The sequence below is a fragment of the Methylobacterium amylolyticum genome (genome assembly GCF_030700245.1).
Taxonomy (GTDB): Bacteria; Pseudomonadota; Alphaproteobacteria; order Rhizobiales; family Beijerinckiaceae; genus Methylobacterium.
This window is the reverse complement of sequence record NZ_JAUYZI010000055.1, coordinates 1-20,057: the sequence shown is the minus strand read 5'-3', so window position 1 is coordinate 20,057 and position 20,057 is coordinate 1. Positions and strand designations below refer to the sequence as shown.

The 20,057-nt window shown below is 73.4% G+C and carries 12 protein-coding genes; 7 read left to right on the top strand and 5 right to left on the bottom strand.

Features of this window, described 5'->3' with window-relative positions; translation table 11 throughout:
- The first annotated feature begins 73 nt into the window (after positions 1 to 73).
- Complete coding sequence (locus tag Q8W71_RS27095) at positions 74 to 1,576, top strand: protein adenylyltransferase SelO (RefSeq protein ID WP_305528522.1); 1,503 nt, start codon at positions 74 to 76, stop codon at positions 1,574 to 1,576.
- A gap of 69 nt (positions 1,577 to 1,645) precedes the next feature.
- Here the strand turns inward: Q8W71_RS27095 and Q8W71_RS27090 are convergent, their stop codons facing one another.
- Positions 1,646 to 2,659, bottom strand: a complete 1,014-nt coding sequence (locus tag Q8W71_RS27090; RefSeq protein ID WP_305528521.1) for an SDR family oxidoreductase — start codon at positions 2,657 to 2,659, stop codon at positions 1,646 to 1,648.
- A 540-nt stretch (positions 2,660 to 3,199) separates the two neighbouring features.
- Between Q8W71_RS27090 and Q8W71_RS27085 the strand changes: the two genes are divergently transcribed.
- Positions 3,200 to 6,931, top strand: coding sequence for a vitamin B12-dependent ribonucleotide reductase (locus Q8W71_RS27085; protein WP_305528520.1), 3,732 nt, complete (start codon positions 3,200 to 3,202; stop codon positions 6,929 to 6,931).
- 181 nt (positions 6,932 to 7,112) lie between these two features.
- Here Q8W71_RS27085 and Q8W71_RS27080 read toward each other — a convergent pair whose 3' ends face one another.
- A complete protein-coding gene (locus Q8W71_RS27080) occupies positions 7,113 to 8,183 on the bottom strand; it encodes a malate/lactate/ureidoglycolate dehydrogenase (RefSeq protein WP_305528519.1) in 1,071 nt (356 codons plus the stop codon).
- A 182-nt stretch (positions 8,184 to 8,365) separates the two neighbouring features.
- Here Q8W71_RS27080 and Q8W71_RS27075 point away from each other — a divergent pair, with 182 nt between their 5' ends.
- The 4 genes from Q8W71_RS27075 to Q8W71_RS27060 are packed head-to-tail and all read left to right on the top strand — an operon-like array spanning position 8,366 to position 12,978.
- Positions 8,366 to 9,526: an ABC transporter substrate-binding protein gene (locus Q8W71_RS27075; RefSeq protein WP_305528518.1), complete on the top strand. Its 1,161-nt coding sequence runs from the start codon at positions 8,366 to 8,368 to the stop codon at positions 9,524 to 9,526.
- A gap of 25 nt (positions 9,527 to 9,551) precedes the next feature.
- Entirely contained in the window at positions 9,552 to 10,427 is an 876-nt protein-coding gene (locus tag Q8W71_RS27070; RefSeq protein WP_305528517.1) for a branched-chain amino acid ABC transporter permease, read from the top strand.
- On the top strand, positions 10,424 to 12,226 hold the full coding sequence (locus Q8W71_RS27065) for a branched-chain amino acid ABC transporter ATP-binding protein/permease (protein ID WP_305528516.1): 1,803 nt from the start codon (positions 10,424 to 10,426) through the stop codon (positions 12,224 to 12,226). Before Q8W71_RS27070 ends, Q8W71_RS27065 begins: the two co-directional genes overlap by 4 nt.
- A gap of 11 nt (positions 12,227 to 12,237) precedes the next feature.
- The gene (locus Q8W71_RS27060) at positions 12,238 to 12,978 is read left to right on the top strand and encodes an ABC transporter ATP-binding protein (protein WP_305528515.1); all 741 of its coding nucleotides are present in this window, start codon (positions 12,238 to 12,240) and stop codon (positions 12,976 to 12,978) included.
- Between the two features lie 361 nt (positions 12,979 to 13,339).
- On the opposite strand, the gene Q8W71_RS27055 is transcribed toward Q8W71_RS27060, so the two are convergent.
- Positions 13,340 to 14,698 (bottom strand): TAXI family TRAP transporter solute-binding subunit, encoded by a 1,359-nt coding sequence (locus Q8W71_RS27055; RefSeq protein WP_305528514.1) that lies wholly within the window; start codon positions 14,696 to 14,698, stop codon positions 13,340 to 13,342.
- A 142-nt stretch (positions 14,699 to 14,840) separates the two neighbouring features.
- On the opposite strand from Q8W71_RS27055, the gene mutL reads away from it, so the two are divergent.
- Positions 14,841 to 16,787 carry a DNA mismatch repair endonuclease MutL gene (gene mutL / locus Q8W71_RS27050; RefSeq protein WP_305528513.1) on the top strand — a complete coding sequence of 649 codons (1,947 nt, stop codon included), beginning with the start codon at positions 14,841 to 14,843 and terminating at the stop codon, positions 16,785 to 16,787.
- A 12-nt stretch (positions 16,788 to 16,799) separates the two neighbouring features.
- Here the strand turns inward: mutL and Q8W71_RS27045 are convergent, their stop codons facing one another.
- Together Q8W71_RS27045 and Q8W71_RS27040 are read right to left on the bottom strand one after the other, a co-directional pair.
- A complete protein-coding gene (locus Q8W71_RS27045) occupies positions 16,800 to 17,516 on the bottom strand; it encodes an MOSC domain-containing protein (protein WP_305528512.1) in 717 nt (238 codons plus the stop codon).
- Positions 17,517 to 17,634: 118 nt separating this feature from the next.
- Complete coding sequence (locus tag Q8W71_RS27040) at positions 17,635 to 19,299, bottom strand: AMP-binding protein (protein ID WP_305528511.1); 1,665 nt, start codon at positions 19,297 to 19,299, stop codon at positions 17,635 to 17,637.
- Between the last annotated feature and the right edge of the window lie 758 nt (positions 19,300 to 20,057).

Genomic DNA, 20,057 nt, shown 5'->3' with positions numbered 1-20,057 from the left:
GCCTGAACCCCGGGGCGGCGACGGGTGTTCGCCTGTAGATCCAGTTGAGACCGGTATCCGGGAGACCCCGCCCATGACGGAAGCGACGACGGAAGCGACGACGGACGCGATCCGCTTCGACAACAGCTACGCCCGCCTGCCGGACCGCTTCTTCGCCCGGCTCGCGCCGACGCCGGTGGCCGGACCGCGGCTGCTGCGCCTGAACCAGGGGCTCGCCCGGGAACTCGGCCTCGATCCCGGCTGGCTCGCGGGTCCGGAGGGCGTCGCCGCGCTCGCCGGCAACCGGGTGGTGGAGGGGTCGGAGCCGCTCGCGGCGGCCTATGCCGGGCACCAGTTCGGCAACTTCGTGCCGCAGCTCGGCGACGGCCGCGCGATCCTGCTCGGCGAGGTGGTCGACCGCCACGGGCGCCGCCGCGACATCCAGCTCAAGGGCTCGGGCCCGACGCCGTTCTCGCGCCGGGGCGACGGGCGGGCGGCGCTCGGGCCGGTACTGCGCGAGTACGTGGTCAGCGAGGCGATGGCCGCACTGGGCATCCCCACCACCCGGGCGCTCGCCGCGGTCGCCACCGGCGAGCGCGTGGTGCGCGAGACCTTCCTGCCCGGGGCGGTGCTGACGCGGGTGGCGGCGAGCCACATCCGGGTCGGCACCTTCCAGTTCTTCGCCGCCCGGGGCGACACGGAGGGCCTGCGGGCGCTGGCCGACCACGTCGTGGCGCGCCATTACCCGGAGGCCGCGGAGGCGGAGAAGCCCTACCGGGCGCTGCTCGACGGGGTGGTCGACCGGCAGGCGGATCTGGTGGCGCGGTGGCTGCTGGTCGGCTTCGTGCACGGGGTGATGAACACCGACAACATGTCGGTGGCGGGCGAGACGATCGATTACGGTCCCTGCGCCTTCCTCGACGCCTACGATCCCCGCACGGTCTACAGCTCGATCGACGCGCACGGGCGCTACGCCTACGGCAACCAGCCCCGGATCGCCCTGTGGAACCTGACGCGTCTGGCCGAGACGCTGCTGCCGCTGCTGGCCGCCGACGAGTCGGAGGCGGTCGCCGAAGCCGAGGCGGTGCTCGGCGGCTTCGGGGCGCGCTTCGAGGCCGCCTATCACGGCGGTCTGGCCCGCAAGATCGGCCTCGATGCCGCGACGCCCGAGGATGCCGAGCTGGCCAACGACCTCCTCAAGGCGATGGCCGGGAACCAGGCGGATTTCACGCTGACCTTCCGGGGCCTGTGCGCCGCGGCCGGGGACCCGGCGGCGGATGCCGCGGTGCGCGACCTCTTCGTCGATCCGACGGCCTACGACGCCTGGGCGGCGCGCTGGCGGCAACGGCTCGCGGAAGCCGGGCGGGATCCGGCCGAGGCGGCCGCCGCGATGCGGGCGGTGAACCCGGCCTTCATCCCGCGCAACCACCGCGTGGAGGAGATGATCGCGGCGGCGGTGGAGCGGGACGATCTGGCGCCGCTCGACGGGCTGATGGCCGTGCTGTCGCGGCCCTACGACGACCAGCCCGAGAATGCCCGCTACGCCGAGGCGCCGGACGGCGGCGGCGTCGGCTACCGGACCTTCTGCGGGACCTAAGGCCCGGCCGGCGCGGCGCCGCCGGGTCGCCCCGTCCCGCTCGCGACGGGGACGGGACGATACCGCCGGTCACCCCCCGCGGCCGCGGCGCCCGCCCGCGATCAGGGCCGTCGCCGCCAGCCCCAGCGCGGCCACGGTGCCCATCGCCGCCAGCGGATCGAGGCTCGCGCGGGTGTAGGCGCTGGTGCGCATCACGTAGCCCGGCTGGTCGCCGCGGGCGTGGCCGGTGTCGTCCTGCTCCGGACCGTGCAGCGCCCCGTCCGGGCGCCGGGGCTGGCCGCTGCGCTTCTGCATGGCGACGATCGCCGGGGCGAGCAGGTCGTAGGCGCCCGGGGCGAACTCCTTGGCGGCGGCGAACAGCTTGCCCGCCCCGCCGACGAACACGTCGCGGGTCGGGTGGACCGCCGCGTGCAGGATGGCGTGGGCGACCTCCTCCGGCCGGTAGACCGGCGGCGGCAGCATCGGCTCCCGATCCATGTAGTTGCGGGCGCGCCGGGGGAGCGGCGTGTCGATCGAGGTCGGCTTGACGAGCGTCACCGAGACCGGCGCGTTCTCCTGCCGCAGCTCCATGCGCAGGGCGTCGGTGAAGCCCTTCACCGCGTGCTTCGAGGCCGAGTACATGCCCTGGAGCGGGAAGGCGAGGTCGGAGGCCACCGAGCCGACGTTGATCAGCGCCCCGCCCCGCCGGCTCAGGTGCTCCACCGCCAAGAGCGAGCCGTGGACGGTCCCCCAGAAGTTGGTGCGCATCAGCCGCTCGTGGTCCTCGCCCGAGACGGCGCGCAGCGGGCCGTAGATCGTCAGGCCGGCGACGTTGACCCAGGTGTCGAAGCCGCCGAACACCGCGACCGCCCGCGCCGCCACCGCCTCGACCTCCGCGCGCTCGCCGACATCGGCCGCGACCGCCACCGCCCGGCCGCCGTCCCGCTCGATCTCCGCGGCGATCCGGTCCAGCGCCGCGCCGCTGCGGGCGGTCAGCACGACCCGGGCTCCGCGCTCCGCGGCCATGCGCGCGGTGGCCAGTCCGATGCCCGACGAGGCGCCGGTGACGACGATCGTCTGGTCGCGCAGGGGCTTGTGCGTCATCCCTCTCCTCCGTTGCACGTGGGCGGACCCACCCCGGGGGAAGCCGGCCGCGACCGCGAACGTTCAGGGTGTCGGCCACGGCCGGCCTGCGCACGATCGTCGCAGGCCGGCCGTGGCCGCGGAGCCACGCCGCGGCCCCGGTGCGATGCCCAACGCCGCAACGTGCGGTGGAACTTCGGCCTCGGACAACGCAGCCCTGTGGATCGAAAAAAAAGCCGCGGCGAATCCGGGAACCGCGAAGGACACTTACCGGGAGCGCCGCCGATATCCACAGGGATTTGCGCTTCACCACAACATCTAGCGGGGAACATAGCCGACGCACACCACTTCTTGACGGTGTGGCGACGGCGGCGGTAATCTCCCGGCAACGGTCGGGCGTCTCGGTCCAAGCGTAGCGGGCCCACCGTCCCAGATTGCACAGTCGCGGTACCGGGACACGCCCAGCGCGGGCGCGGTCGGGATCGTCGCCCCAGAATCGGGATCAATCCCCGCGCCGAGCGGGGCCGGGACCATCGCGTCCCGTCGGGAGAGGTGTGTTCCATGCGGTTCGAGCGTCGCTACACCACGGCCGGCCGGTCGCCCTACGACGGCATCCCCTTCCGCAAGGCCCTGAGCGAGATCCGCAATCCGGACGGCTCGGTGGTGTTCCGCCTCGACGGCATCGACGTGCCGGAGAGCTGGAGCCAGGTGGCGAGCGACGTGCTCGCGCAGAAGTACTTCCGCAAGGCCGGCGTGCCGGCGCGCCTGAAAAAGGTCGAGGAGAACGACGTCCCGTCCTTCCTGTGGCGCTCGACCGCCGACGAGGCGGCGCTGGCCGAGCTGCCCGAGGCGGAGCGGCTCGGCTCCGAGACCTCCGCCACGCAGGTGTTCGACCGGCTCGCCGGCTGCTGGACCTACTGGGGCTGGAAGGGCGGCTACTTCTCGTCCGAGGAGGACGCGGCCGCGTTCATGGACGAGCTGCGCTTCATGCTCGCCCGGCAGATGGTGGCGCCGAACTCGCCGCAATGGTTCAACACCGGCCTGCACTGGGCCTACGGCATCGACGGGCCGAGCCAGGGCCACTTCTACTGCGACTACCGCACCGGCGAACTCACCCGCTCGGCCTCCAGCTACGAGCACCCGCAGCCGCACGCCTGCTTCATCCAGGGCGTGCAGGACGACCTCGTGAACGAGGGCGGCATCATGGACCTGTGGGTCCGCGAGGCGCGCCTGTTCAAGTACGGCTCGGGCACCGGCTCGAACTTCTCGGCGCTCCGCGGCGAGAACGAGAAACTCGGCGGCGGCGGCAAGTCGTCGGGGCTGATGAGCTTCCTCAAGATCGGCGACCGGGCGGCGGGCGCGATCAAGTCCGGCGGCACCACGCGCCGCGCGGCCAAGATGGTGATCGTCGACATCGACCATCCCGACATCGAGGCGTTCATCGACTGGAAGGTGAAGGAGGAGCAGAAGGTCGCCGCGCTGGTGACCGGCTCCAAGGTCGTCTCGAAGCACCTCAATCTCGTGATGAAGGCCTGCACCCAGTGCGAGGCCGAGGGCGACGCCTGCTTCGATCCGGAGCGCAACCCGGCGCTCAAGCGCGAGATCAAGGCCGCCCGCCGGGCCTCCGTGCCGGACGCCTACATCAAGCGCGTCGTGCAGTTCGCCCGCCAGGGCTTCACCAAGCTCGATTTCCCCGTCTACGACACCGACTGGGATTCGGAGGCCTACCTGACGGTGGCCGGACAGAACTCGAACAACTCGGTCTCGCTCACCGACGAATTCTTGCGCGCGGTCGAGGCGGACGCGCCGTGGAACCTGACGTCGCGCACCACCGGCAAGGTCGTGAAGACCCCGCAGGCGCGTGAGCTGTGGGAGAAGATCGGAGAGGCGGCGTGGGCCTCGGCCGACCCGGGCCTGCACTTCAACACCACCATGAACGACTGGCACACCTGCCCGCAGGGCGGCCGGATCCGGGCCTCGAACCCGTGCTCCGAGTACATGTTCCTCGACGACACGGCCTGCAACCTCGCCTCGGCCAACCTGCTGGCCCTCTACGACCGCGCCACCAAGCGCTTCGACGTCGAGGCGTTCGAGCACCTCAACCGCCTCTGGACGGTGGTGCTCGAGATCTCGGTGATGATGGCCCAGTTCCCGAGCCGCGAGATCGCCGAGCTGTCCTACCGCTACCGGACGCTCGGGCTCGGCTACGCCAACATCGGCGGCCTGCTGATGACCATGGGCCGCGCCTACGACTCGGCCGAGGGCCGGGCGCTCGCGGGCGCGCTCACCGCGATCATGACCGGCGTCGCCTACGCGACCTCGGCCGAGATGGCGCGGGAACTCGGGCCGTTCGCGGCCTACGAGGACAATGCCGACGCGATGCTGCGGGTGATCCGCAACCACCGCCGGGCCGCCCACGGCGAAGCGGAGGGCTACGAGTTCCTGAACGTCGCCCCCGTCCCCCTCGACCACGCCAACATCCCGCAGGACGATCTGGGCGAGCACGCCCGCCGCGCCTGGGACCGGGCGCTGGCGCTCGGCGAGGAGCACGGCTTCCGCAACGCGCAGGCCACCGTCATCGCGCCGACCGGCACGATCGGCCTCGTGATGGATTGCGACACCACCGGCATCGAGCCCGACTTCGCGCTCGTGAAGTTCAAGAAGCTCGCGGGCGGCGGCTACTTCAAGATCATCAACCGCGCGGTGCCCGACGCCCTGCGCGCGCTCGGCTACCGCGAGAGCGAGATCGCCGAGATCGAGGCCTACGCGGTCGGCCACGGCTCGATGGGGCAGGCGCCGGCGGTCAATCCCGGCAGCCTGCGCGCCAAGGGCTTTTCCGACGAGAAGGTCGCGGCGGTCGAGAAGGGCCTGAAATCGGCCTTCGACATCAAGTTCGTGTTCAACCGCTGGACGCTCGGCGACGACTTCCTGACGCAGACCCTCAAGGTCCCGGCCGAGAAGCTGTCGGACCCGACCTTCGAGCTGCTGCCGTTCCTCGGCTACAGCCGCAAGGAGATCGAGGCGGCCAACGTCCACATCTGCGGGGCGATGACCCTGGAGGGCGCGCCCTTCCTGAAGACCGAGCACTACGCGGTGTTCGACTGCGCCAACCCCTGCGGGCGCACCGGCAAGCGCTACCTCTCGGTCGAGAGCCACATCCGCATGATGGCGGCGGCGCAGCCGTTCATCTCGGGGGCGATCTCCAAAACCATCAACATGCCCAACGACGCCACCGTGGAGGATTGCAAGGCGGCCTACCTGCTGTCCTGGCGCCTCGCGCTGAAGGCCAACGCCCTCTACCGCGACGGCTCCAAGCTGTCGCAGCCGCTCAACGCCGCGCTCATCGCCGACGAGGCGGACGAGGCCGACGAGGGGATCGAGGCCCTGGTCCAGGCGCCCGCGGCGGCCAAGGCCGCGGCGGTGGCCGAGAAGATCGTCGAGCGGGTGATCGAGCGCGTCGAGCGCATCCGCTCGCGGGAGAAGCTGCCGGCCCGGCGCAAGGGCTACACCCAGAAGGCGGTGGTCGGCGGCCACAAGGTCTATCTGCGGACCGGCGAGTACGAGGACGGGCGGCTCGGCGAGATCTTCATCGACATGCACAAGGAGGGCGCGACCTTCCGGAGCCTGATGAACAACTTCGCCATCGCGATCTCGCTCGGCCTCCAGTACGGCGTGCCGCTGGAGGAGTACGTGGAGGCGTTCACCTTCACCCGGTTCGAGCCGGCGGGCTTCGTGCAGGGCAACGACGCGATCAAGAACGCGACCTCGCTGCTCGACTACGTGTTCCGCGAGCTGGCGGTGTCCTATCTCGGCCGCGCCGACCTCGCCCATGTCAGCCCCGCCGAGATCGGCGGCACGGTGATCGGCGGCGGCGAGAGCGGCGACACCACCCGCGAGGGCCCGAAGCCCGCCCCGGCCTCGGCGATCGTCTCCCGCGGCCTGCTGCGCGGCTCGGCCGACCGGCTCACCCTGATCCAGGGCGGCCCGGCCGGCGGGGCGATCGGGGTGGGCGCCGCCGCGGCCGGCCAGAGCGCGCCGGCCGGCGGGACGGTGCACGCCCTGCGCGGCGCCACGGCGCTGAAGGCCGAGCCGGCGGCGGCCGGCATCGCCGAGACGCTGCCCTTCGCGCAGCCCGAGGCGCGGGCCGAGCGCAGCGTCGCCGACCGTCGGGCCGAGGCGAAGATGAAGGGCTACGTCGGCGAGGCCTGCCCGGAATGCGCGAACTTCACCCTCGTGCGCAACGGGACCTGCCTGAAGTGCGACACCTGCGGCAGCACGACCGGCTGCTCGTGAAGCACCGGCGCGGGGGCATCCTTCGCCCCCTTCGTGAACGAACGACTGCGTGAACGTCGGGTGGCCGCCGCTGCGGCCACCCGATTTTTTTTGTTCGTATCGTCCCCCGCGACGAGGGTCGCATCCCCGTCCTCGCGCGCACGCGATCGCCGGCCGGCCTGAGACCGGCGACCGAGGCACGTCAGCCGAGATACCGGTCGCCGTCGAGGCCGTGCGGGCGCCCGGCCTCCAGCAGCGTCTCCCAGACCGGATCGGGCAGGGGCACGCCCTCCGCGAGGCGCTCCGCCCGCCGCCGCCGCTCCGGCTCGCCGGGCACCAGCACCTCGGCGCCCGGCGCCGGCCGCGCCTCCTTCAGGAAGGCGAGGTAGGTCCGCGCCTCCTCGGCGATCGCCGCGTCCGGGCCGAAGGCGTCGGGCGCGAGGTAGATCGACAGCATGCCGTTGCAGACCCGCCGCGTCCCCGGTCCCGCCGTGCCCGAGCCGGTGAGCGCCCCGGCGAGCAATTCGCACATCAGCGCCAGCCCGGACCCCTTGTGCTCGCCGAACGCCCGGATCGCCCCGGCGCCGCGCTGGTTGTCGCGCGCCGGCCCGGTCAGCGGGCCGAACAGGGTGGCGGGATCGCTGCTCGGGCTGCCGTCCGGCTCGATCAGCACGCCGTCCGGCAGCGGCTTGCCGCCGCGCGAGGCGACCAGCACCTTGCCCTCGGCCACCGCCGAGGTGGCGAAGTCGAGGATGATCGGCTCGGCCCCCGTCACCGGGAAGCCGGCCGCGAACGGGGCGGTGGAGAAGCGGCGCTCGACCGAGCCGAACGGCGCCACGAGCAGGCTGCCCGCGACGTTGACGAAGTGGACAGACATCAGCCCGGCGGCGGCCGCCCGCTCGGCCCACTCGCCGATCCGCCCGAGATGGCCGGCGTGCCGCAGGGCGATCACCGCGACGCCCGCCTCCCGGGCCTTGGCGATGCCGAGATCGACCGCGACCGGCCCGGCGGTCTGGCCGAAGCCGTACTGCGCGTCGACCAGGGCGAAGGCGCCCCCGTCGACGATCACCTCCGGGGCGCGGTCGGCCACGAGCTCGCCCGCGCGCAGCCACGCCACGTAGCGCGGCACGCGAATCACCCCGTGGCTGTCGTGCCCGGTGAGGTTGGCGGCGACCAGGAATTCGCCGATCCGGCCGGCCTCCGCCTCCGAGCAGCCCTCCGCGACGAAGATGTCGCGCACGTAGGCGGTCAGGTTCGCGGCAGCGATCCGCATGCGAGGTCCTCCCTTGCGTTGTTCGGCGGCCGCCTCTCCCGGGACGGCCTGCGGGCGGGACCGTAGGGCACGCGCGGATTCGTTGCGAGTACAACCCTCAAGGGGATGGACAGGTCGGACCGCAGCATGCCCTATTCCCGGCAACGCCGGACGTCAGATCCGGCTCGGGAGGACAGACGCCGATGACGACGCGCCGCGCGTTCATCAAGGCTTCCGCGTGCACGATCGCGGGCGGCCTCGTACCGGGAGTGATCCGCTCCGCCTGGGCCCAGGGTGCCGGGGCGACCACGCGGATCGGCATGGTCCTGCCGGTCACCGGACCCGGGGCGGATGCGGGCCGCTTCGCCCTCAACGGCGCCAAGATCGCGCTCGAAGCGGTCAACAAGGCCGGGGGCGTGCTCGGCAAGCCGCTGGAGATCGTCACCGAGGACGACCAGACCACCAATCCCGGCGCGGTGCTGGCCTTCTCCAAGCTCGCCTCGCAGCCGGACCTCGTCGGGTTCCTGGGCTCGATCCGCTCGACCCAGAACCACGCCATGGCCCCCGACATCCTGAAGACCGGCAAGCCGGTCTGCTTCGGCGGGACCGACCCGGTGCTGACGCAGCTCGGCAACCCCTGGCTGTTCCGCTTCCGCCCCAACGACAGCTTCTCGGCCCGGGTGATCGCCGAGCACGGCGTCGCCGGGCTCGGCAAGAAGAAGTGGGCGGTGATCCACTCCACCGACGCCTTCGGCACCAGCGGCGCCAAGGCGCTGACCGAGGCGCTCGGCAAGGCCGGCGCCACGGTGGCGCTCGACCAGGGCTACGCCAACCAGAGCCAGGACTTCACGCCCGTGGTGCTGGCGATCCGCCAGTCCGGGGCCGACGTGATCGGCTCCTACTTCACCTTCGAGAACGACCTCGGCATCTTCGCCCGGCAGTTGCGCCAGCTCGGCGTCACCGCCCCGTGGGTCGGCTCGCCCTCGATCACCAACGTGACGGCGCTCAAGCTCGCGGGCCCCTCGCTCTACGGCACCTACGGGGTGGCCGACTACGCCGAGGAATCGAGCGACGCCGCCCGCGCCTTCGGCAAGGCCTACCGCGCCGCGACAAAGCTCGCCCCGGACAACCAGTCCTCCTGGACCTTCGACGCGGTGACGGTGCTGGCGCAGGCGATCAACAAGGCCGGCAAGACCGACCCGCAGGCGATCCGCGAGGCGCTGCTCGCCGTGCGCGGCCACGAGGGCGCCGAGGGCACCTACAACTTCGACAAGAACGGCGACGGGCTGCACGGCTACAACGTGGTGCGCAACGACAAGGGCACCATCGTCTTCGACAAGCGGATCGACTTCTACCAGGGTTGAGGGGCGGCGGAACGGACGACACGGCATGGACCTGATCCTCCAGCTTCTCTTCACCGGGATCGGCATCGGCTCCGTCTACGCCCTCGTGGCGCTCGGCTTCGTGCTGATCTTCCGCGCCGCCAACGTCGTGAACTTCGCCCAGGGCGAGTTCTCGATGGTGGCGGCCTTCCTGATGGTGGTGTTCGCCGTCGATCTCGGCTGGCCGTACTGGCTGTCGATCCTGCTGACGCTCGGCGGGATGGCGCTGCTGGGTGCGCTGTTCAACCTCGGCGTCTACTACCCCCTGCGCCACCGGACCTACCTGCCGGTGATCATCTCGACGATCGGCGCCTCGATCTTCCTGGCCAACACCACGCTCGCCCTCTACGGGCCGCAGCCGCAGGTGCTGCCGCCGGTCTTCGAGGGCCAGGGCTTCCTCGTCGGGCCGGTGTTCCTCGACAGCCAGTACCTGCTGATCATCGCCGTCACCGCAGCGCTGGTGGCGTTCCAGTACTGGTTCTTCGAGCACACGCTCGTCGGCAAGAAGCTCCAGGCCACCTCGCAGGACAAGGAGATGGCGGCGCTGCTCGGCATCCCGGTGGCCGGCATGATCATGCTGACCTTCGTCTACAGCGCGGTGCTCGGCGGGATCGCCGGCATCCTCGTCGCCCCGGTGCTGTTCGTGTCGATCCAGATGGGGGCGACCATCGCCCTCAAGGCGTTCGCCGCCACCATCATCGGCGGCTTCGGCGACGTGGCCGGGGCGATCGTCGGCGGGCTGGCGCTCGGGGTGATCGAGACCTTCGGCGCCGCCTACGTCTCGGTGCCCTACAAGGACGCCTTCGCCTTCATCGTGCTGGTGATCTTCCTCGTCCTGCGGCCGCAGGGCCTGTTCGGCGAGCGCGTGGCGGAGAAGGCATGACGAGCCCGCCCGCGAAGCCCGCCGCGCCCCGGCGCTTCCCCCTCGGCAGCCTGCTCTACGCCGCGGCGGCGGCCGGCGCGGTCGCGCTCGCCGCGACGACGCCGCTCAACGGCTACCTGCTCAACATCCTGATGCAGGCCGCGACCTACTCCGTCGCCGTGATCGGCCTCACCGTCGTGCTCGGCCTGTGCGGGCAGATCAACCTCGCCCAGGCCGCCTTCTTCGGCCTCGGCGCCTACGCGGTCGGCCTCGGCACCGTCGATGCCGGGATCAGCTTCTGGTTGTGCCTGCCGGTGGGGATGCTGCTCGCGGCCGGGCTCGGCGCGGTGCTCGGCGCCTCGACGCTCCGGCTCGGCGGCCACTACCTCGCGATGGTGACGATCTCGTTCCAGCAGATCCTCACCCTGGTGCTGACCAACTGGATTCCCGTCACGCACGGGCCGGACGGGGTGCCGGGCATCCGCCGCCCGCCCCTGTTCGCCGACGGCCAGAGCTACCTCGCCCTGTGCGTCGCGGTGCTGGCGCTGGTCGGCTACGCGGTGTGGCGGATGCCCAAGACCCGGCTCGGCCGCGCCATGCGCGCGGTGCGCGACAACGAACTCGCCGCGGGCGTGGCCGGCATCAACGTCTACCGCACCAAGGTCGCGGCCTTCGCGCTCGGGGCGCTGCTCGCCGGGCTCGGCGGCGGCCTGTTCGCGGGCGGCTTCACCTATATCAGCCCGGACCAGTTCTCCTTCGCGGAATCGGTGGTGTTCCTGACCATGGCGCTGCTCGGCGGCGTCGGCTCGCCGGTGGGCGCGGTGATCGGCACGGGGCTGCTGATCCTGATCCCCGAGTGGCTGCGCTTCCTCAAGGAGATCCCCGGCCTCTACCTCGCGATCTACGGGCTCGCGGTGATCCTGATCGTCGTGTTCATGCCCGACGGGATCTGGGGCTTCCTCGGCGATCAGGTCCGGCGCCTGCGCCGCCGCCGGCCGGCCCCGCCGCCGGCGGGAGACCTCGTGCTGGAGCAGGCGGCGGGCACGGGCGCGCCGGTGCTGGAGGTGGAGGAGCTGTCCAAGCACTTCGGCGGGCTGAAGGCGGTGGACGCGGTCAGCTTCGCCGTCGCCCGCGGCGGCATCCACGCGCTGATCGGCCCGAACGGTTCGGGCAAGACCACGACGCTCAACGTGCTGTCGGGCCTCTACACCCCGACCGGCGGCCGCGTGCGGCTGGAGGGGCGCGACATCACCCACCGCTCGCCCCACGCGCGCGCGGCGGCCGGCATCGGCCGCACCTTCCAGAACATCCGCCTGTTCCGCTCGATGAGTGCGCTGGAGAACGTGGTGATCGGCGCCGAGCGGCCCGACAACGCCCTCGTCGCCCGCGACCGTGCGGCGCTGGAGGCGCGGGCCCGCGAGGCGCTCGCCTTCGTCGGGCTGGAGGGGCGCGCGGACGAACCCGTCGCCAGCTTCTCCTACGGGCACCAGCGGCTGATCGAGATCGCCCGGGCGCTCGCCGGAAACCCGGTGCTGCTGCTCCTCGACGAGCCGGCGGCGGGGCTCAACAGCAGCGAGAAGAACGCGCTCACCGTGCTCCTGCGCCGGATGGCCGCCAAGGGCCTCACCATCCTGATCATCGACCACGACATGACGCTGGTCAGCGACGTGGCGAACCACATCACGGTGCTGAACTTCGGCCGCCGCATCGCCGACGGCCTCACCGCCGGGGTGCTGCGCGAGCCGGCGGTGATCGAGGCCTATCTCGGCGAGGCGGAGGGGCCGGCGACCGGCCTCAAGACCGACCTCGCCCCCGCGTGAAGTCCGCGCCCATGCCGCTCCTCGAGATCCGCGACCTCAGCGTGCGCTACGGCGAGATCGAGGCCGTGCGCGGCGTCTCGTTCGCGGTCGAGCCGGGGGAGGTGGTGACGCTGCTCGGCTCCAACGGCGCCGGCAAGTCCACGACGCTGAAGGCGATCTCCGGCCTCGTCCGGCCGGCGGGCGGCGACATCCTGTTCGAGGGCCAGTCGCTGCTGGGCCTGAAGCCCGAGGCGATCGTGCGCCGCGGCCTCGCCCACGTGCCCGAGGGGCGGCGGGTGTTCCCCGGGCTCACCGTGCGCGAGAACATCGCGCTCGGCGCCTCGAATCGGAGCGGCCTGTCGAAGCGCGTCCTGCGCGACGAGGTCGAGGGGATGTTCGAGCTGTTCCCGGACATCCGCCGCTTCGGCGACGCGCTGGGCTGGACCCTGTCGGGCGGCCAGCTCCAGATGGTGGCGCTCGCCCGCGGCCTGATGGCCAAGCCGCGCATCCTGCTCCTCGACGAGCCCTCGCTCGGCCTCGCCCCGGTGATCGTCCAGGCGGTGTTCGCGATCATCGCCGAGGTGCGGCGGCGGGGCACGACGGTGCTCCTGGTCGAGCAGAACGCCCGCATGGGCCTGTCGGTGGCCGACCGCGGCTACGTCCTGGAGACCGGCCGCCTCGTGCTCTCGGGCGCCCCGGAGACCCTGTGGGCCGACGACGACATCCGCGCCGCCTATCTCGGCGGCCGGGCGAAGGTCGCGGCGGAGGGGTGACGCGCACCGGCGCCCGGGCGGTCCAGCCGGCGGATGTCCGGAGTGCGCGCCGCCGGAGCGGATGCCGGTTCGGCGAACGAGAGCGCGTCGAAACGAGGACTCGGCGCCGTGGACGATCGCGGCGCGGTCGGTACACGACGCGGCGAGGCGAGGGGTGTTTCCGACCCTCCACCTCATCCTGAGGTGCCCGCGAGAGCGGGCCTCGAAGGAGGCATCCAGGGATCGCGCGGCCGGCCGAAGTGCTCCTTCGAGGGCGCCGCTGCGCGACGCCGCCTCAGGATGAGGGGGCTGGTGGGATCGGCCGACGCGAACGCCGGACTGTCGTGTCCTCCGCGCGACGCGGTCGGGAACTGCTCCAAGGTCAGGACGCGGCCGCGTGCGCCCGCCGGCTCTCGGCGACCGTCGAGCGGGCCGCCTCGACGGCGATCGCCACGGCGTTGACCGTGCGCGCGTCGATGTCGCGGGCGCGCGCGTCCCGCACGAAGTCCGCCGCGAGGCCGTCGATCTCCCGCGCCAGCGCCGCGTGCGCCTCGGGCCCGCGGGCGGCCTGGGCCTCGCCGACGATCTCCAGCAGCCGGTCGAGCACCACGTCCGCCCGCTCCCGCCGCAGCCGGGCGAGGCGCTGGCGCAGCCACGCGCTCGCCGAGCCGAGGCCGCCGGCGAGCGCCGCGAGCAGGTAGACGAGGTCGCCGTAGCGCTCGATGAAGCCCTGCTGCTCGCGCTCGTAGTAGTCGATCGCCCCGGGGTGGTTCGGCAGCATCGCCGAGGTCGCCGCCGCCGTGGTCTCGTAGTCGGGCGCCTTCATGTAGTCGGCCGCGGCCGTGCGCTCGGCGATGGCGGTGCGCAGCTCGAACAGGTTCTGCGTCACGTCGGCGGCGGCGGTGCGGCTCAGCGAGCGCGAGGCCATCAGCCGGTAGGAGGTGCCGAGCGTGGTCACGTCCTCGGCCGGCACCTTGGGCCGGCCGCCGAACAGGCCGGCGGGCACCGTCACCGCCTGCTGCCGGGGGAAGCGCTCGATCAGCGCCTTGTCGTCGCTCGCCTCCAGCAGGTTGACGCGCCCGTCGCGGCTCGCGGCGGCCACCGCCGCCATCAGGGCGAGCGCCTTCGGGGCGGTCGGCGCGATCACCGCCACCAGCGCGTCGATCCGCTTGGCCGCGAAGGCGGCGGCGACCTCCTCCTCCGCGACGGTGACGAGCAGCACCGCGTTGCGGGCGCCCGCCTCGGCCGGGTCGGTCACGAGGCTGAGGCCGTAATAGCCGAGCAGCGCCCGCAGCAGGGCGAAGTCCGCGTCCCGGTGGGCGGCGATGCCGAGCTTGCGCCGGGCGAGATCAGGAAACGTCCTGATCCCGGCCGATTCCGGCGAGGCGACCAGCATCGCCTGGTCGCGCAGCACCGCGAGCGTCAGCGCGTTGCCCGGCAGTTCCACGTCCGGGCGGACCACGGCGAGGTCGGCGCGGCCGTCGCGCAGGGCCCGGGCGCTCTCGCGCACGTCGTCGAAGGGCAGGATCGCGAGCCGCACCTCCCGGTGGCGGGCCTGGAGCGCGTCGGCGAAGGCCTGGATCAGCTCCGGCTCGGTGCCGTCGCGCGGGGCCACCGCGATCGTCAGGGTGGTGGGCCGCAGCGCGTAGAGGGCGAGGCCGACGGCGAGCGCCAGCACCAGCGTCGCCGCCAGCAGCAACGTCTCGGGCCGTGCGAACCAGCGGACGCGCTCGGAGACCATGCCGACCCTCCCCGCCGTCCCCCAGCGGCGGCGCGGCCCTGACAATGCCGCGGGGGCCCGGGTGGTTTCGCAGCGGGCCGCGGGGGAAACCTCCCGGCCCGGCCCTGGAGCCCGGGGCGGCGCGGGCGTATCCTCGGCCCCGATGTCAGCCCCCGACCGAACCGCAGACAGGGCCGCAGCCCCGGTCCGCCGCCTCGACGCCGTCCTCGTCGACCGCATCGCCGCGGGCGAGGTGGTCGAGCGGCCGGCCTCGGCGGTGAAGGAACTCGTCGAGAACGCGATCGACGCGGGCGCCGGCACGGTCGACGTGACCGTGGAGGGCGGCGGGCGCCGCCTGATCCGGGTGGTCGACGACGGCCGCGGCATGAGCCCCGAGGATCTGGCGCTGGCGGTGGAGCGCCACGCCACGTCGAAGCTGCCGGGGGGCGACCTCGCGGCGATCGACACGCTGGGCTTCCGCGGCGAGGCGCTGCCCTCGATCGGCGCGGTGTCGCGGCTCGCCATCACCACCCGCGCGGCGGGGGCGGAGGCCGGGGCGAGCCTCGTGGTCGCGGCCGGCGCCAAGGGCCCGGTGCGGCCGGCGCCCGCGGCGCGCGGCACCCGCATCGAGGTGACCGAGCTGTTCGCCGCCACCCCGGCCCGGCTCAAGTTCCTGAAATCCGACCGGGCCGAGAACGCGGCGATCGGCGAGACCCTGCGGCGGCTCGCGGTGGCCTCGCCCGGCATCCGCTTCACCCTGCGCACGGAAGCCGGCCAGCCGCTGGTGCTGCCGGCCGAGACCGGGCCGGAGGGGCTGCTGCGGCGGCTCGCCGCCGTGCTCGGGCCCGACTTCGCGGCCAACGCGCTGCCGGTGGCGCTCGCCCGCGAGGGGTTCTCCGTCTCCGGCCACGCCGGGCTGCCGACCTACCATCGCGGCTCGGCCGGCCACATCCATCTCGTGGTCAACGGCCGCCCCGTGCGCGACCGGCTGCTGCTCGGCGCCGTGCGCGGCGCCTACGCCGACACGCTGGCCTCCGACCGCCACCCGGTGCTCGGCCTCGTGATCGCCTGCGAGCCGGACCGGGTCGACGTCAACGTCCACCCGGCCAAGACCGAGGTGCGCTTCCGCGAGCCCGGCCTCGTGCGGGCGCTGGTGGTGAGCGCGATCCACGACGCGATCGGCCGCGGCGGTGTCCGCGCCGCGACCACCGGCGCCGCCCGGGCGCTCGACGCCCTGCGCCCGACCGCGCCGCCGCTCTCGACCCACACCGGCGCGGCGGCGCCGGGCCTGTTCCGCCCCGCCCGGGACCGGTTCTTCGCCCCCGGCACGCCCTCGGTCGCGGCCCCGCCCGGCTTCTTCGGGCAGGCCCCGGCCCGGCCCCCGGAGCCGGCGGCCGCGCCCGGCTTCGGCGAGGCGGTCCAGGCCGTGCTGGAGCGGCCCCCGGAGATGGCGCCGCCGCAGGCCGACGCCCGCGCGGCGGAGACGGAGGCGGCGGCGCTCGACCACCCCCTCGGCGCCGCCCGGGCGCAGATCCACGAGACCTACATCCTCGCCCAGACCCGCGACGGCCTCGTCATCGTCGACCAGCACGCCGCGCACGAGCGCCTCGTCTACGAGCGGCTCAAGGCCGAGCGGGCCGCGGGGGGCATCGCCCGGCAGGGGCTGCTGATCCCCGACGTGGTCGAGATGGCCCCCGAGGCGGCCGAGCGGCTGGCCGCCTGCGCCCCCGACCTGGAGCGGCTCGGCCTCAGCCTGGAGCCGTTCGGCCCCGGGGCGGTGCTGGTGCGCGCGGTCCCCGCCGCGCTCAGCGGCGCCAGCATCCGCGACCTCGTCACCGACATCCTCGACGCGCTCGACGCCAGCGGCCTGGAGGAGGGCGGGGCGCCCGCCGCCGAGACCGGGCCGCTCGGCCGCCGCCTCGACGCGGTGCTCTCGCGCATGAGCTGCCACGGCTCGATCCGGGCCGGCCGCCGCCTGCGCCCCGAGGAGATGAACGCCCTGCTGCGCCAGATGGAGGCGACCCCGAATTCCGGCCAGTGCAACCACGGCCGCCCGACCTCGATCGCGCTGAAGCTCGCCGATATCGAGCGCCTGTTCGGGCGGCGCTGAGAGCCGGCGCCGTCAGGGGACGGGGCGGGTTCCGTCGAGGCGCGGCGCCCAATCCTCGACCGCGCCGCGCTCCAGGCGCCGGGCCGCGAGGGCGCGCCAGGAGGCGGACAGGGCGTCGAGGGCGGCGATGCCCTCCAGCGCGGCCCGGTCCATCCGGTCGACGTAGAAGGCGCGCAGCAGCCGCGCGAGCGGCCAGTCCGGGTGCGGCCGGTCGACGAGGTCCAGGGTATCGCCCGCGGCGACCGTCCCCGGCTCGATCACCCGGTAGTACCAGCCCGTGCGGCACGCCGTCTGGACCCGGCGCGCCATGCCGGGCGCGCCGAAGCGGTGGTCGAGCTTCCAGCACGGCTGGCGCGCCTGGCTGATCTGGAGCAGCGCGGAGCCGGCCCGCCAGAGGTCGCCGACGCAGACCTCCGCCTCCGTCACCCCGCGGGTCGACAGGTTCTCGCCGAACGCCCCCGGGGCGGCGAGGCAGGCGGGAATCGCGGGGGCCAGCGCCCGCCGCCACGCGGCGTAGTGGTCGCGGGCGTAGTGGTGCACCGCCTTCTCCGGCCCGCCGTGGTGGCGCGGGTCGGCCTGCTCGTCCCCGTCGAGGCCGCCGAAGCCGATCCGGACCGCCCCGGCCGCGGGCGTCTTGCCGATGCCGCTGCGCGCCCCGGACGGGCCGAGCGGGGCGACACGGCCGGTGAGCACCGAGAGGATCGGGACCGATAACGCGCCCGCGCTCATCGCAGGCCGTCCAGCCAGCCCAAGCCGCAGCGCCGCCCGGCCCCGGCCGCCGCGCGCGGTCCGACCGGCACCCGCGCCGTCATCGCTTCGCCGCCGCCTGGATCGCCGGGAGGGCGCATCACAGCGCCCGCGCCTGGTCGCGCAGCACGAATTTCTGGATCTTGCCGGTCGAGGTCTTGGGCAGCGGGCCGAACACCACGGTCTTGGGCACCTTGAACCGGGCCATCCGCTCCCGGCAGAAGGCGACCAGCTCGGCCTCCTCCGGGGGCTCGGTGCCGGGCTTCACCTCCAGGAAGGCGCAGGGGGTCTCGCCCCAGGTGGCGTCGGGCCGGGCGACCACGGCGGCGAGCATCACCGCGGGGTGGCGCATCAGCACCTCCTCGACCTCCAGGCTGGAGATGTTCTCGCCGCCGGAGATGATGATGTCCTTGGCCCGGTCCTTGATCTCCACCGCCCCGTCCGGATGCCACACCCCGAGGTCGCCGGTGCGATACCAGCCGCCGGCGAGCGTCCGGGCCGTGGCCTCGGGGTTGCCGAGGTAGCCCTTCATGATCGTGTTGCCGCGCAGGAAGATCTCGCCGACGGTGGATCCGTCCCGCGGCACCGGCTCGGCGGTCTCGGGATCGGCGACGATCGCCGCGTCGAGGGTGGCGAGCGCCACCCCCTGGCGGGCCATGCGCAGGTAGCGCTCGTCCGCGGTGAGGTCGGTCCAGTCGGGCTGCGCGAGGCAGGCGGTGGCCGGGCCGTAGCTCTCGGTCGCGCCGTAGAGGTGGGTCACCCGGAAACCCATCTCCTCCATGGTCCGGATGATCGTCGAGGACGGCGCGGCGCCCCCGGTGGCGCAGCGCACGGTGTGGGCGAAGGCGGTCCGCTCGTGGGCGGGGGCGTGGGCGATCAGCGACAGCACGATCGGCGCGCCGCACAGGTGCGTCACCCCGTGGGCGGCGATCAGCCGGAAGATCGCCGCCGGCTCGACCTTGCGCAGGCAGACCTGCGTGGCGCCGGCCGCGACGCAGGCCCAGGGGTAGGACCAGCCGCTGCAATGGAACATCGGCAGCGTCCAGAGATAGACGCTGTCGGCGCCGAGCCCGAAGGTGACGGCGTTGCCGAGCGCCTGGAGGTAGGCGCCCCGGTGGGAGTAGACCGCGCCCTTCGGATCGCCGGTCGTGCCCGAGGTGTAGAGCAGGCAGAGCGACTGCCACTCGTCCGCCGGCCCGGTCCAGGGATGGTCCGGGTCGCCGCCTTCGAGCAGCGCCTCGTAGGGCACCGCGCCGTCGAGCCCGTCGCCGTCGAGCCCAGCCCCGTCGAGACCCGCCGAACCGCCGATCGCGATCACCAGGAGGGGGGCGTCCAGCTCGGCCAGCGCCCGGGCGGCCAGCGCCGCGTAATCCGCGTCGACCAGCAGGGCGCGGGCGCCGCCGTGCCGCAGGGAGAAGGCGATGGTCGCCGCGTCGAGGCGGGTGTTGAGCGGGTTGAGCACGGCGCCGAGCATCGGCACCGCGTAGTGCGCCTCGATCATCTCCGGGATGTTCGCGGCCAGGATCGCCACGGTGTCGAGGCGGCCGATCCCGCGGGCGGCGAGCCCGGAGGCGAGGCGGCGGCAGCGGCCGTAGAGCTCGGCGTAGGTGATCCGCCGGTCGCCGTCGATCACCGCGACCTTGGCCCCGTGCGCCGCCGCGCCCCGGGCCAGCAGGCTCACCGGCGTCAGCGGCACGTAGTTGGCGGGGGTGCGGTCGAGGCCGGTCTCGAACGGGTGACGCGGGGGCGTCGCGGAATCCGGCATGGGGCGGCCTTCTCTGGCGGGCGTGGGCGCGTCGCCGCATGATTTCCGGTGCGGACGGCCTGTCAATCGCCGTGGCCGTTACAGCGGGGCTCCGAACTCAGGGTCTCGCGGGGCTTGGCAGCATCACGGGCGGAAGCCGCCGTCAGGGCGGGCACGGTCGACGACGGTCCGGCATTTGCGTCGGCCGATCCCACCACCCCCCTCATCCTGAGGTGCCGCAGCGCAGCGGAGGCCTCGAAGGAGCCCTCCAGCCAGCCGCGCGATCCCTGGAGGCCTCCTTCGAGGCCCGCTCTCGCGGGCACCTCAGGATGAGGGGGTGGGTCGGATATTCCCCTCGGCTCGCCGCGTCGTGTACCATGCATGACGGTATCGTGTGGCGCCCCGGGACGACGCCGACGGTCCGCTTGGTGCAGGCTCGCCGCGCGGGCCGAGCGCCGTCTACCCGCCCGTAAAGCTCGGACCGGGACGATTGTCCTTGACAATGTTCCTGTTCTGTGCTCATTGTCCGTCACCTGCCGCCCGGCGCCGAGGGAGCGATCCCGACAGCGTCCAGCAGGGATCCGCGCTGGACTGAGCGCGGGTTTGGGCGGCGGGGCGGTGCCCGCGGGGTCAGGCTTCAGTCGGCCGGCCACCCGGGCGGCGCGTCCGGTGCGGGACGGCTCGGGTGCGGGCATGGAGGCAGGGGCGTACGCGCCCGGCGCGGCACCAAATGAGCCGCGCCCGGACCCCATCCTGGGCCGATCCTGAGGTAAGACTGC

Coding starts and splice junctions, on each gene's coding strand:
- mutL (WP_305528513.1), top strand. CDS start 14,841: ATGTCAGCCCCCGACCGAACCGCAGACAGGGCCGCAGCCCCGGTCCGC.
- Q8W71_RS27090 (WP_305528521.1), bottom strand. CDS start 2,659: ATGACGCACAAGCCCCTGCGCGACCAGACGATCGTCGTCACCGGCGCC.
- Q8W71_RS27040 (WP_305528511.1), bottom strand. CDS start 19,299: ATGCCGGATTCCGCGACGCCCCCGCGTCACCCGTTCGAGACCGGCCTC.
- Q8W71_RS27060 (WP_305528515.1), top strand. CDS start 12,238: ATGCCGCTCCTCGAGATCCGCGACCTCAGCGTGCGCTACGGCGAGATC.
- Q8W71_RS27095 (WP_305528522.1), top strand. CDS start 74: ATGACGGAAGCGACGACGGAAGCGACGACGGACGCGATCCGCTTCGAC.
- Q8W71_RS27055 (WP_305528514.1), bottom strand. CDS start 14,698: ATGGTCTCCGAGCGCGTCCGCTGGTTCGCACGGCCCGAGACGTTGCTG.
- Q8W71_RS27070 (WP_305528517.1), top strand. CDS start 9,552: ATGGACCTGATCCTCCAGCTTCTCTTCACCGGGATCGGCATCGGCTCC.
- Q8W71_RS27085 (WP_305528520.1), top strand. CDS start 3,200: ATGCGGTTCGAGCGTCGCTACACCACGGCCGGCCGGTCGCCCTACGAC.
- Q8W71_RS27065 (WP_305528516.1), top strand. CDS start 10,424: ATGACGAGCCCGCCCGCGAAGCCCGCCGCGCCCCGGCGCTTCCCCCTC.
- Q8W71_RS27045 (WP_305528512.1), bottom strand. CDS start 17,516: ATGAGCGCGGGCGCGTTATCGGTCCCGATCCTCTCGGTGCTCACCGGC.
- Q8W71_RS27075 (WP_305528518.1), top strand. CDS start 8,366: ATGACGACGCGCCGCGCGTTCATCAAGGCTTCCGCGTGCACGATCGCG.
- Q8W71_RS27080 (WP_305528519.1), bottom strand. CDS start 8,183: ATGCGGATCGCTGCCGCGAACCTGACCGCCTACGTGCGCGACATCTTC.